Source organism: Rhodomicrobium vannielii ATCC 17100, from assembly GCF_000166055.1.
In the GTDB taxonomy this organism is placed as follows: Bacteria; Pseudomonadota; Alphaproteobacteria; order Rhizobiales; family Rhodomicrobiaceae; genus Rhodomicrobium; species Rhodomicrobium vannielii.
The window spans coordinates 161,194-174,622 of sequence record NC_014664.1 but is presented as its reverse complement, the minus strand read 5'-3'; the positions used below and the strand labels follow the sequence as shown (position 1 = coordinate 174,622).

At 65.7% G+C, this 13,429-nt stretch carries 7 protein-coding genes; 4 read left to right on the top strand and 3 right to left on the bottom strand.

Translation table 11 applies throughout. The features are described 5' to 3' along the window. Positions 1-121 precede the first annotated feature (121 nt). Together pbpC and RVAN_RS00695 are read right to left on the bottom strand one after the other, a co-directional pair. Positions 122-2,173 carry a penicillin-binding protein 1C gene (gene pbpC, locus RVAN_RS00700; RefSeq protein ID WP_245258018.1) on the bottom strand — a complete coding sequence of 684 codons (2,052 nt, stop codon included), beginning with the start codon at positions 2,171-2,173 and terminating at the stop codon, positions 122-124. A gap of 213 nt (positions 2,174-2,386) precedes the next feature. Continuing rightward, positions 2,387-7,720, bottom strand: coding sequence for an alpha-2-macroglobulin family protein (locus RVAN_RS00695; RefSeq protein ID WP_041787906.1), 5,334 nt, complete (start codon positions 7,718-7,720; stop codon positions 2,387-2,389). 244 nt (positions 7,721-7,964) lie between these two features. Here RVAN_RS00695 and RVAN_RS00690 point away from each other — a divergent pair, with 244 nt between their 5' ends. From RVAN_RS00690 to RVAN_RS00680, 3 genes are all read left to right on the top strand, one after another. Beyond that, positions 7,965-8,387 carry a hypothetical protein gene (locus RVAN_RS00690; RefSeq protein ID WP_013417836.1) on the top strand — a complete coding sequence of 141 codons (423 nt, stop codon included), beginning with the start codon at positions 7,965-7,967 and terminating at the stop codon, positions 8,385-8,387. 99 nt (positions 8,388-8,486) lie between these two features. Beyond that, the gene (gene murJ / locus RVAN_RS00685; RefSeq protein ID WP_013417835.1) at positions 8,487-10,043 is read left to right on the top strand and encodes a murein biosynthesis integral membrane protein MurJ; all 1,557 of its coding nucleotides are present in this window, start codon (positions 8,487-8,489) and stop codon (positions 10,041-10,043) included. Positions 10,044-10,169: 126 nt separating this feature from the next. Then, the gene (locus RVAN_RS00680) at positions 10,170-11,180 is read left to right on the top strand and encodes an alpha/beta fold hydrolase (RefSeq protein ID WP_013417834.1); all 1,011 of its coding nucleotides are present in this window, start codon (positions 10,170-10,172) and stop codon (positions 11,178-11,180) included. Positions 11,181-11,198: 18 nt separating this feature from the next. On the opposite strand, the gene RVAN_RS00675 is transcribed toward RVAN_RS00680, so the two are convergent. Then, complete coding sequence (locus RVAN_RS00675) at positions 11,199-12,455, bottom strand: FAD-dependent monooxygenase (RefSeq protein ID WP_013417833.1); 1,257 nt, start codon at positions 12,453-12,455, stop codon at positions 11,199-11,201. Between the two features lie 87 nt (positions 12,456-12,542). Here RVAN_RS00675 and tesB point away from each other — a divergent pair, with 87 nt between their 5' ends. Beyond that, the gene (gene tesB / locus RVAN_RS00670) at positions 12,543-13,409 is read left to right on the top strand and encodes an acyl-CoA thioesterase II (RefSeq protein WP_013417832.1); all 867 of its coding nucleotides are present in this window, start codon (positions 12,543-12,545) and stop codon (positions 13,407-13,409) included. Positions 13,410-13,429: the final 20 nt, after the last annotated feature.

The following is a 13,429-nucleotide window of genomic DNA, read 5'->3' as shown; positions in this document are numbered from 1 at the left end:
GCGGGGCGCGCCTTGGCGTTGTGGGCAGCGGCCGGGCTCACGCACCGAGCACGAGCGGAACAACCCGCATCCCCGTTTCGGGCGGCTGTCCGCAAGACCGAGGCTTCACAATGCAACGCGCTCACCGCAAGCGAATTTGCGTGCGGTCGGATCGGCCCTCCGCGTCGACAACGGTGATCTGCACGAACCCCGGCCCGCGCGGTTTGAGGAAGGCATCGCGGCGATGCGGCGACGAGGCGAGCGGGTTGCCATCCACGAGCCAGGTCAGCGGCAATGCGCCGCCCTCCGCCTTCAGCGCCACCGGCAGGGCTTCCGCCTCGCCGTCTGCGCCCTCCGTTTTCGCGAGTTCCACCTCCGCGTTCGGCGGCGGGAACGCGATATGAAGCGCCTGTTCGACGGTCGCGCCCGAACCCTCATGCCTCTGCTCCCGGAAAACGCGGAGCGGCGGCGGTAAATCGGCGTTTCTGCGCGACCCGATGAGGTTCGGCGGCGGCGAGCCGAAAGCCACCCGGCGCGGGCCGATGGCGGCGAACAGTTCGAACATCACAGGGGCCGCGACGCGCAAGCCAACAAGCCCGGGCGCGGCACTGGCATCCGCCCGCCCTGCCCATACCGCTACCGTGTATTCGCCGTCGTAGCCCGCCGCCCAAGCGTCTCGGAAGCCGTATGAGGTGCCGGTCTTGAACGCCACCTGTCCCGGCGTCACGTTAGGCGGCACGGGCGCGCCGCGCAGAATATCGGTCACATACCAGACCGCGGCGGGCTGAAGTAGCGCCGGCGGCTCGCTCGCGCCCCAGACGGGGCCGCCTTCTTTCTCGTAGCGGATCGGAACCAGCGTCCCGCCGCGACCGAGCGCGGCATAGAGCGTCGTCAGATTTTCGAGCGTAAGCCCAGCGCCGCCGAGCGCGACCGTCAAATTGCGGGGCATGGCGAAGGGCATGCCCACCTCGCGAAACCGCGCCGCGAGCCTGACAGGGCCGACCTCGTTCAGCACCTTCACGGCCGGGATGTTCAGCGAAAGCTGGAGCGCCGTGCGTACCGTGACCGTCCCGTGAAAGATATTGTCGAAGTTCACAGGCGCATAGGTGTCGAAACGAACGGGCCGGTCGTCGATGAGCGTTTCGGGATGCGCGATGCCTTCCTCGAAGGCGAGGCCGTAGATGAACGGCTTCAGCGCGGAGCCGGGGGAACGGATCGCGGCCGTCATGTCGATAGCGCCGAGGCGGTCGCCGTCGAAATAGCCCGCCGAGCCGACATGGGCGAGAACCTCGCCGGTTCGGTTCCTGACGATGAGCGCGGCGACCGAAATCTTCTCGCCGAAGGCTTCCGCGTTGCGCCGCGCAACGGCCTCGGCCTGTTCCTGCAAGGTGCGGTCAATCGTGGTGGCGATGACGGACATGCCGGGATGCTGCGCGACCAGGCGCTCGGACAGATGCGGCGCGAGCGCGCGAAAGTCGAGGCGTCCACGCGGTGCAACGCTCGCGATAGCCGCGCGCGCGTCCGCATCTGCGATGACGCCCGCCGCCGCCGCGCGCCGGATGACGCGGTTGCGCCCGGCAACAAGGGAGGCGTAGCCGCGATCCGGGCGGCGCGTTTCGGGCGACTGCGGAATCGCGACAAGCAGCGCTGCCTCCGCGATGGAAAGCCGATGAGGCTCCTTGCCAAAATAGGCGAGCGACGCGGCGCGAACGCCTTCGAGATTGCCGCCATAGGGCGCGAGCTTCAGATAGAGCGCAAGGATTTCATCTTTCGATAGCGCCCATTCAAGGCGGATGGCGTCGGCGATCTGCTGGAACTTCGCCGGAATGGAGCGCGTCGGCGAGCCGCGCAGCAGCCGCGCAACCTGCATGGTCAGTGTCGAGCCGCCGGAGATCGCCTTGCCGTGGCGCGCAGCCTGAAGCGCGGCGCGTCCGAATGCCATGGGGTCAACGCCGTAATGGGTGTTGAAGCGCTTGTCCTCGAACGTGAATAGCAAGGAGAGGTAGGTCGGGCTTACATCCTCGCGGCGCGCGTCGAGGCGCCATCGACCCTCGGGCGTGGTGAACGCTCGAAGCAGGCGTCCGTCGCGGTCGAGCACGAGGCGAGAGGAGGACTCCGCCGCATCAAGAGGCAGCGGCGCGAACAGCTTTAGCGCGTAGGCGGATACGGCGGCGAGGCCAGCAAACAGGGCCACGACCAGCCAAACTCGTCTCTTCCGCATCATGCCACGCAACACCATCAATCAAATCACACTCGAAACTCGACCTTCTCTGGCGAGTTCCTTCAAAGGAGCAGTAAATGGGGAACCCATCCCGAAGCTTATATAGCCACGCTATCGTTGCAGAACGATAGATTTTCCCTCAAAAATTGTTCGGGACGGCGCGACCGCCGCACCGCCCCGTCATTGTTACTGCGCGGCGCCGATCTCGACCTTCGCGCCGGACGTGCGGGCGAAGCGATCCGGCCGATACATGTCTTCCACGCGCGCACCCGCATGCGTGTATGCGCCGGGCGTCACCGCGCGCATGACATAGGCCATGGTGAGCTGCGCGGGCAGCTTGCGGCTCGCATCCGTCAGCGAATAGGCCGCCACGAAGCGGTCGTCGCGGAAGGACGAAAAGGCGGGCGTCCATGTCGTGGGCAGCCACGAAAACGCCTTGAGGTCGCTGCCCTTCAACAGCGCCGGGTTCTCGATGTCGAAGCCAGCGGGTAGCCGATCTTCAACGATGATCTGCCCCGTCTTGGGCTCGACTTCCGTCACCTTCAGCACAACGACGACGCGGTCGTTCTGCTTCAGTCTGTCGAAAGCGATTTCCTTCCCGTCGGGCGCGTAGGTCTTGCGTTCGATCTTGAAGCCGCTCTCGGCAGACGGTTCCGCTTCGAGGCCTTCGCCCGTGACGAGCACCGAAGCTGGAACCGTGTCGGAGCCCGCGTTCCTCACCACAAGCCCATCGGCGGCGAATTGCGCGCGCGTCAAGGCCGTCTCGAATTGCGCAGCCGTCGCGTTCGGCAGGATTGCGCTGACATTGGTGACGGCAATGCGGTCGCCCTTGAAGTCGCTGCCCGCAAGCACCGTCTGGAACGAGCCTTTCACCGGCTGGCCGTTGACTTCGAGCGCGAGATCCTTGTTCTGCGCGTCGAGCGTGCGTGCGGCGAGAAGCAACCACAGGCTTTCCTGCGTGGTCGTCTCTTTTTGCTGCGCGCGAAGCTTCGTCACGATGTCGAACGCCTTCTGAAGCTGCGGCGTCGCGGCGTTGCTTTCGCCGAGAAGCGCCAGCACTGCCGCCGCGTCGCGAAGCTCGGTGCCGTAGTCGGTGCGAGACACGAGCGGCGTCTTGGCATCGGGTTTCGCAAGCAGGTTCAGCGCCGAGGCAAAGGTCAGCGTCGCGCGTTCGCGGTCGCCCATCATGGCAAGCGCCGCGGCGAGCTGTGCGCGCGCAATCGGCGTCGAGAAGGCGTCGATCTTGGTGTCTGCGTAATAGCGGAGGTCGCCGAGCACGCCACGACCAGAGCGCGCCAGCACATAGAGCGCATAGGCCAGATCCTCGCCGCCCTTCTTGAAGTCGCCCGTGTTGTTCACCGCGTTCCTGAGCCGGTCGAGCGCGAGGACGTAATTGCCGTCGCGCACCGCGTAGCCCTTTTCCTTCGCGCGGGTCAGGAATTCGGCGACATAGGCGGTCAGCCAGATGTCTTCGCCGCCCGGGCCCCAGAGGCCGAAAGTGCCGTTCGATCCCTGCATTTCGTAGAGGCGCGCGATGGCCTTTTCGATGGCGGCCTTAGCCTGCGGCTCCTTCGAGACGCGGGCGCGCGAGGCGACCTCATCATAATAGAGGAGCGGCAGCGCGCGGCTCGTCGTCTGCTCGGCGCATCCATAGGGATAGCGGTCGAGGCCGAGGAGCAGGCCCGGCACGTCGAACGAGGCCGTGCGGCTTGCGGTGAGCGAGATGCGCGAGGTTGCGGGCACAAGGTCCGCCACGAGTTCCGGGCCGACGCGGAGCGAGCCGGTGTTCGCCGCGAGCGTCACCGTGGAGCGGCGGCGGACATTCGGCGCGGGCGGCTCTACCGGGATGGCGTAGGTGCGCTCGATGGCGACATTGCCGGGGCCGGTGAGCGAGAAGCTGACGCTGCCTTCGCCGACGGACGCCGCGCGCAGCGGGATCACCGCCGAAACGCGCTTTTCGAGATCGAGCTGGAGCGTGCGTTCGGCCGCGCCTTCCACCTCGACGCCCCCTTCGCCTTTCAGCGCGAGTTGGTAGGCTCCGGCGGGCGCTTCGACGTTCTCGATGGAGAGGTGCAGGTTCGAGCGGTCGCCGAGCAGCAGATACTTCGGCGCGGTCGCCTGCGCGACGACCGTATCGCGCACGATGACATCCTTCTCGCCCGTGCCGAGCTTCGTTGGCGACCAGGCTTGCGCGGAAAGCCGCATCGTGCCGTTGAACGCCGGAAGCTCGAACGTGACCTGAGCCTTGCCGTCCGCGCCGACCTTCACCGGGCCGGAGTAGACCGCGAGCGGCGTTTCCGCGAGCGGGCGGCCGTTCATGTCGAGGCCGCCCTCGTCGCCGCCGGAGCGCACTTGCCCGCGCACGCCCTGCATGCCGTCGATGAGCTTGCCGTAGAGGTCGCGCATTTCGAGTCCAAGGCGGCGCTGGCCGTAGAAGTAACCGGCGGGCTGCGGCGTCTTGTAGCGCGTGATGTTGAGGATGCCGAGGTCGACGCCCGAGACGACGAGCGTCGCGTTTTCGCCTGCGTCGAGGCCCGCCACCGAGGCCGTGACGGTCACGGGTCCGGCGGGCCGAACCGCTGGCGGCGTGTTGAGCGCGACGGCGAGCGTACGCGGCTTGTTGTCGAGCGCGATCCATTTCACGCCGACCGCGCGGCTCGGCATGCGCTTCGCGGCGCTATCGGTCGGCCGGTAGAGGATCGCGGTCGCATAAGCGCCCGGTCCCCAAGCGGGATCGACCTTGAATGTCGTCGAGCCGCCCGATGCCGCCACATCGATAAAGTCGGTGGCCAGCACCTTGTCGCTGACGATGGCGACGAGCGCCTTGCCCGCCATGCGCGGCAGGATCGACACCTTGATGTCGTCGCCAGGGCCATAGGACGCCTTGTCGAGCGCGAGGTTCAGGATTTCCGGCGTTTCGGAGGTTTCGGAAACGTACCATCCCGCCGAGAAGGTGGCGCTTGTGGCAGGCCCCTTCGCATCGGTGGACGCGATGTCGAGGCGGTAATTGCCGGGCTTCACGGGCGCGGAGATTTTCGCCGTGCCGCTTGCGGGCGTGTCGAGTGTGCCGCCCGCGACGCGGCTTTCATAGGTGACGAGTTCGTAGGACCAGCGGTTGTCGCGGTTATACCACTGGAACTGGTTCTCGACGCGTAAGAGATCCCACTTCAGGCCCTTGATTTCGGCCTGCTTGCCGTCCGCGCTGATGCCAACCACCTCGAACGCGGCCTCATCGCCTTCCGGCACCGAGCCCTGGAACAGCGGCTTCACGCCGACGAAGCTCTTGCCGGTGTCGATCTTCAGGCCGATGCGGTCGGTCAGCGCGCGGCCCGAAGGCTCGCGCAGGCGCACGGTAATGTCCGCGGAAAGCGGCTTTGTCGTCTGCGGGAGTTCCGGCAGCGCGATGGAGAGCTTCGCAGCACCTTGCGCATCCGTCGTCGGCAGACCGTCGAGCGCGGTGCGAACCGTGGTGAACTTCTCGCTCTCAAGCCCGACGCGGAAGCCGGAGAAGCCCGCGACCTCGCTCGCCGCTGAAACCGCGATCTCGCCTTCGAGGCCGAGATTGGAGGCGGGCGCGCCGTAGAGATAGCGGCCGTCGAGCGCGATCACGCCCGGCTTCGCCGCCGAGATAAGCGGCTGTTCGGCCTTGAGCTTCATCTCCAGCCGCTCCGGCACGTAATCTTCCACGAGGAACGTCTTCTCGTAGAGCGACGGCGCTTTCGGATCGACATAGGCGGCGATACGCCACGAGCCGGTCATCGCCGTCTCGGGCAGCGCGATCTGCCAGCTTCGGCCGCCGTTACCCTGATCGGCGAGCGTCTCGCGGCGATCTTCCACGCCATCCGGGCGGAAAAGCTTCACGATGAGCGGCGTGGAGGGCGCGGCGTTTGCCGCCTGATCGCGCAACAGCGCCGTGACGTACACCGTTTCGCCCGAGCGATAGACGCCGCGCTCAGTGAACACGAATGCGTCGAGCGGGCCGGGAGGCGTGCGTCCGCCGACGCCACGATCGGACAGATCGAACGCCTGCTTTGTGATGTCGAGGAAGCCGTAATCGTGCAGATTATCGCGCGCGATGACGAGAGCGGGCGCGAGGCCACCGGTCCCGCGCGCCAGCCCCGCGTCGAAGACCGCCTCGCCGCGCTCGTCGGTCTTCTGGGTGCCGAGCACCTCGTTGTTGCGGGCAATGAGACGAATTTCGACGCCCTGCGCGGGTGCCGCCGAGCCGAGCGAGCGGACATAGACGTGCACGCCATCCGCGCCGCTAAATGCGGTCAGGCCAAGGTCGGACACCACGAACCATTGCGTGGTCTTCGTCGAATAATCTTCGGAGGCGTCGGCGCTGTCCGCCTCAACCTTCGCGGACTCTTCGGCGGACGATGCCGCGATGACATAAAGGCCGGGCTTCAGGTTCGGCAGGAGCGTGTCGACCGGAAATGCGGTCGTCACTTCCTCGTTCGGCTTCATCTCGACCGGCATCTCGCCCGACCAGAGCTTCTCGCCCTTCTGGCTCGCGATCTGGTTTAGTTGATAGCCTTCAAGCGAGGACTGGAAATTGCCGTCGAGCACTTCGTCCGCGAGGCGGCGGTCGCCGATGCGATAGATCGAGGCCTTCACGAGCTTCGTATTGATGCTGACGACGGGAATGCCCTGCTGGCCCGTGCGCGGCAGCACATAATTGCGGCCCGAAAGGCGAACGGACGGCGAGCGGTCGCGGATATAGACGGTGAGTTCGACCGGCTTCGGCAGGAGATCGTCCTCGGTCGAGGGAATGCCGCTGCGGATCTTCACCTCGTAGCGCTTGCCGTGCTGAAGCTCTTCGACGCAAAGCTGCTGACCATCGACGCGGACCGAGCCGGGCTTCGCATTATTGACGGTAACGTAATTCGTATAATCGACGCGGCCTTTCGCCAGCGTGTCGGAGAATTGCACGCAGATGCGCGGCGCGTTCGACTCATTGTCGGCCGTGTAGTCGAGCATGCGGAAGCCGTGCTCGTTGAAGGCTTCGTCATAGGCCGTCTGCACATCCGGGTTCGCATCGAGGCCGAGGCTCAGCTTGTAGACGCGGAGCGCGGGCCGCCACTGCTCGCGCGCGCCGAGGCTTTCCGCCAGCACCGCGAGCGAGGCGGCTTTAGCAGCGGGCATGGTCGCGCGGGCATACGCGATATAGGCCGACGACCCGGCATTGCGGGCGAACGCGATCTTCTCGCCGTATTTTTCCGTCTCGATGGCCAGATAGGCGCGGGCGAGTTGCAGCCACGTGTCGGCGTTCTTGCGGTCGAGCAGCGCGGACGAGGCGAAATAGCCCGTCGCCGCACGTGGATCGTTGGCGGCGATCGCCTTGGCACCTTCGGCCTTCCAGCTCCTGGCATCCTTGCCCTTCGTGGGCCATGTCGCGGTGAGGGTATTCTCAAACGTCTCGGACTCGCGGACGACGGAGTCCTCTATCGGAGATCGGGGCTCGGCGCTTGCGGCCACGACAGTGCTGAAAGTGATGAAACAAGCGAGCAAAACACGCATCAAATACATCGCGCGACCTCAAGGACAACGGATACAACCTAAGATCGGACTGATGCCGCGAAATTTGGGCTTGGGCAAGGCCGAAACCGCCAGAAACAAGGGCGCGACATTCGGCTCACCTGACGTTTTTGTGAATACGCGCGCTCTCACAAGAACGTTGTACCGCCGCGCCACGAAGCTCCCACGAAATCGCCCCAAAGCGTCCTCAAAGCTAAGCCGCCTTCCGAAACCGACCGGCCAGCCGATGAACCCCCGCCTTTCCCTCGTCTTTGCGATAGCGATCCTCGCAGCGCCCACGCCCGCCGCCGTGCAGGCGTTCGGCCAGGTCGCGGATTCCATCGGCTACATCGCCACCGCGCCGATTTCCGGCCTTCCGAAAGGCCTCTACAAAGACTGGACCGATGATGAGAAGGGTACCGCCTTCAAGCGCATTGGCGGCTTTTGCCAGTTTCTGTGCGTCGATTCCTTCGGCAACACGACCTTCCCCAACGTCGCCGCCGCCGACCGCGCCCGCGCCGAGGCGAAGCTGTGCCTTCAGGCCTGCGTCGTGGGGCATCTGCCGAGGGATTATCCGAACCGCGACGCCATGAAAGAGGATCTCCGCGTGGCCTACGATGCGGCCCGCAAGCAGGGTTCGGCGGTCGCGTGGCCGCTGCCGAAGGAATGACGCGAAGCAGCGCGGATAATGCTGCCGCGCAGAAAAGCGCGCCTTGCTTCTGGAGGAATCGTCGCCCATAGCTTTAAAAACGCACACTCCCGGTTGTAGATGAGCCTTTATCGCGGTTTTCTCACTGTTGGCGGTTTGACGGCCATAAGCCGCGTGTTCGGCTTCGTGCGCGACGTGCTGCTCGCCGCCGTGATGGGCACCGGCTGGGTGGCGGACGCGTTCTTCGTCGCGTTCCGGTTTCCGAACCTGTTCCGCGCGCTGTTCGCCGAAGGTGCGTTCAACTCCGCCTTCGTGCCGCTGTTCACGAAGCGGTTGCGCGGTGAAGGCGATGTGCGCGCCCGCGAGTTCGCGGAGGAAGCGCTCTCCATTCTGCTCGTCGGCGTGACCGCGACCGTGATCCTCGCCGAAATCTTCATGCCGTATCTCGTCCGCGCCATCGCACCGGGCTTCAGCGAGGACAAGCAAAAGTTCGAACTCGCGGTGCTGCTGACGCGCATCACCTTCCCCTATCTCGTGTGCATGTCGCTCGTGGCGCTGGCGGCTGGCGTGCTCAACGCGCATCAGAAGTTCCGCGCGCCCGCCGCGACGCCGATCCTTCTCAATCTCGTGCTGATCGCGGTGACGCTGTTCGCGGCGGCGAGCGGCTTCCGCGACCAGCCCGAAGCCGGCATCGTTCAGGCATGGGGCGTCGCCATCGCCGGTTTCGCGCAGCTTCTGTTTGTGGCATGGGCCGCGCGCGGGCTGGGCATGGACCTGCGCTTTCGCCTGCCTCGCCTGACGCCCGATATGCGCCGCCTTGTGAAGCTTGCGGTGCCGGGCCTCATTACCGGCGGCATCAATCAGGTGAACATCTTCATCGGCACGATGATCGCGTCGCTTCAGGCGAGCGCCGTGTCGTATCTTTATTATGCGGATCGCGTGATGCAGCTTCCGCTCGGCATGGTGGGCATCGCCATCGGCGTCGTGCTGCTGCCGACGCTCACGCGCCACCTCGCCGACGCCGACGAGCCCGCCGCGCTCGCGAGCCAGAACCGCAGCCTCGAATTCGCGCTGCTGCTCACGCTCCCCGCTTCCGTTGCACTCATCGTGATCCCCGACCCGATCATCCAGGTGCTCTTCCAGCGCGGCAGCTTCACGCCCGAAGCCACGCGGCAGGTGTCGCTTGCGCTCGCGGCCTATGCGGCGGGGCTCACCGCTTTCGTGATGACAAAAGTTTTCCTGCCCGGCTTCTTCGCGCGCGAGGATACGGCCACGCCGATGCGGTTCGTCGCTGCGTCGGTCGCGGTCAACGTCGGCGGCTCGCTCCTGATGTTTCCCTACATCGGCCATGTCGGCATCGCCATTGCGACAAGCCTTTCCGGCTGGACCAACGCGCTCCTTCTCATGATTACGCTGATGCGGCGCGGCCATTTCCGCTTCGACGACGCGCTGAAGCGCCGCGCGCCCCGCATCGTCGCCGCGAGTGTGGCCATGGGGGGAGCGCTTTACTGGCTCGAACCGGTGCTTGACCCTTATTTTGCGGCCGACCGCTCTACGATGAAGCAGGCGGGCGCGATGCTGCTGCTCGTCACCTCAGGCGCCGCCGTCTATGCGGCCGTGATCCTGGCGTCCGGCGTCGTGCGGCTGTCCGCGCTCCGTCGGGCGATGCGCGCCTGACTATATCGGCCGTCAGAGCGCGCCACATCGATCGAAACCGCCCGACAAAAGATGTCCTCCGGCCCTTTTGTTCCGGCGGCGCGAGCCAACCTATAAGAAAACAACCTCGGGCTATGCGGAAACTCCATGGACAATTTCACGTCAGACGCGCCCGACGCCGGGCAATCGGCCCTTTTCGAGCGCGCAGCCGCCGAATATCTGAATAAAGCCGCAAGCGTCGATCCCGCGCTCCTGCGAGACTGGCGGCAACCGGATGGCCTTTATCGTCGCGTTCGCCGCGCCATCGGCCTGCTGCCCGGGATTCGCGCCCGCACAGCCACGGTCGATGGCCATGAGCTTCGCTACTGGGACGCCGGGCCCGCGAACAAACCCGCAGCCGTGCTCCTCCATGGGTTTTCGGCGTCGAAGGAAAATTGGCTCAACGTCGTGCTTTTCCTCGCGCGTTCGCATCGGCTCCTTGTGCCCGACATTCCGGGCTTCGGCGAAAGCAGCTTCGTGCCGGATGCGTCCTATGGCCTCGCCGCGCAGGCGGACCGGCTGAAGGCGTGGTTCGCGCAGACAGGCGCAGAAAAAGCGCATTGGGTCGGCAGTTCGATGGGCGGCGCGCTCGCGGGGCTCGTCGCGGCGAAAAGCCCCGACCTCGTGCGCAGTCTCATCCTGATGGACAGCGCGGGCGTCGCGGGCGAAGGGCTGAGCCCCTTTGAAGCGGGCCTCCTCGATGGCAGAAACGGCCTCATCGCCGAGAAGCCGGAGGACATGGAGGCGATTTTTACGCTTCTTTCCGGCAAGAACGGCGGCGGCTTCCAGAATGCCATTCTCGCGGCGCTGGTGGCGCGCGACCAGATCGCCCGCGCGCCCGTCTATCGTCATCTCTTCCGCGAAATGATCCTGTCGCCCGAGCTTCCCGCCACGCACTGGGCACCCAATATCGCCGCGCCCACGCTCGTCGTCTGGGGCGAAGCTGACAAGATCCTCGATCCGGCGGAGGCCAGCGTTCTCGCCAGCCTCATTCGCGGCTGCGAAATCCTCATGATGAAGGAGGTCGGACACCTGCCGATGCTCGAAGCGCCCGCGCGGACGGCGGCGTTGCTCAAACTGTTCTGGTCCCGCTTTGAAAGCTCGGACGCCGCGGCCTAGGCGATTCGCGCGCCCGGCTTACAGCGCCTCGCCGCGCAACAGCTTCGGCACGTCGCCCGTGCGGCCCGCCGCTTCGTTCATGAACAGCGTCTTCAGCCGCCCGATACCGTCCACCGTGCGAAGCCCCGCGTTGCGCAGCATGCGAAGGCCGGTCCAGTCGTTCGAGAAGAACGCATTGAGCGCCGCGCCTGAGAACGCCGAGGTCACGACATCGAACCGCCGCCAGCGCTCGTAACGGCGCAGGATCGTCACATCGCCGATGTCGAGGCCGAGGCGCCCCGCGTCCACCAGCGTCTCCGCCAGCGCCGCGACATCCTTGAGCCCGTGGTTCAGCCCCTGCCCCGCGATCCAGTTCAGCCCATGCGCGGCGTCGCCGACGAGCGCGAAGCGCGGCCGCACGAACTCGCGCGCCAGCACCATAGACAGCGGGAACGCCTGCGGGCTCGACAGAAGCGTCAGCGCGCCGAGTTCCGGGCCGAAGCGCTGCGACAGCTCCGCCAGCACGGCTTCGCGATCCTCAGCGAGGATGCGCCGGGCGACGGCTGCATCCTCGGTCCACACGACCGACGCACGGTTGCCGCCATCCGACCCCGGCGTCATAGGCAAAATCGCGAACGGTCCGGCGGGGAGGAAATGCTGCCACGCGGTTCCATTGTGCGGCTGCTCGATGCCAACGGTCGCCACGATGCCGACCTTGTCGGATGGCCAGCTTTGCGTTCGAATGCCGATCATCTCGCGCGCCGCCGAATTGCGCCCGTCCGCCGCGACGAGAAGCTTCGCCGACAACTCCGCGCCAGAGCGCAGCGCGATGGACACATCCTCGTCGCGTGTCTCGAAATGGTCGATGGCGTCGGGCGCGAAGAAAGAGACGTTGGGCAGGCCATCGAGCGAGGCGAGAAGCGCCGGAAGCAGCGTCGCGTTCTCGATGACGTAGGCGGTCGGCTCGCCCGTAGGCGTATCTTCGGCGTCGAGGCCGATCAGGCCGGGACGCACGGGCGATTCGAGCGCGGAATCGGTCAGAACAATGCGGCGGACCGGCTCGGCCTTGTCCGCGATCCGCTGCCATATGCCCGTCGCTTCGAGCATCGCCCTGGCGCTGGCCGTGAGCGCAACGGTGCGCGGATCGGCCGTTGCGGCGGCGAGTGTGCGTTGCTCGATGACCGCGATGGCGAACGCGCCCGGCGCCGACGCTTCCAGCGCACGAGCCAGCGCGAGCCCGACGAAACTTCCGCCACAGATGACGATGTCGAACCGGTTCTTCTGAATATCGTTCACGGCCACCTCGCGTCAGGCTTCCGACTAACTTGACAGATTTCGAAGGAGAACCGTTATCTCGGATGGAGAAGCTTAGGAAGGGCACCCATGCCGGCCGTCGATCAACTTCTGTCGATACTCGATCTTGAACAACTGGAACACAATCTGTTCCGTGGACGAAGCCCGCAAAATGGCTGGCAGCGCGTTTTCGGCGGTCAGGTGGTCGGGCAGGCGCTCACGGCCGCCTATCGCACGGTCGAGGATCAGGACCGCGTGGCCCATTCGCTGCACGCCTATTTCCTGCTCGGCGGCGACCCAAAGGTGCCGATCATCTACCACGTCGACCGCATGCGCGACGGCGGCAGCTTCACCACGCGGCGCGTGACCGCTATCCAGCACGGGCGGCCGATCTACACCATGGCGGTCTCGTTCCACGCGCTTGAGAGCGGCTTCGACCATCAGATCGAAATGCCGAAAGTTGCTCAGCCGGAAGAACTGCCGTCCGAAGAAGAATTGAAGGCTCGCCTGCTGCCGATCCTGCCGGAAGTCATGCGCCTTTACTGGGAGCGCGACCGGCCCATCGAACTGCGGCCCGTGGATCTCTCGCGCTTCTTCTGCAAGGAGAAGCTCGAGCCGAAGCAATATATCTGGTTCCGCGCGAACGGCTCGCTGCCCGACAATTTCCGTCTCCATCAATGCGTGCTGGCCTATGCGTCGGACTTCTCGCTGCTCGATACGGCGCTCGTGGCGCATGGCCGCTCGCTGTTCGAGCCTGAGCTGATGCTCGCGAGCCTCGATCATTCGGTGTGGTTCCATCGCCCGTTCAAGGCGGACGAATGGCTGCTTTATGCGATGGACAGCCCGAGCGCACAGGCCGCACGCGGCTTCTGCCGGGGCAGCATCTTCTCGCGCGACGGCACCCTCGTGGCATCGGTGGCGCAGGAAGGGATGATCCGCGAGAAGGCTGCGAAGTAGCGTCGCCGCCGACAACGGCG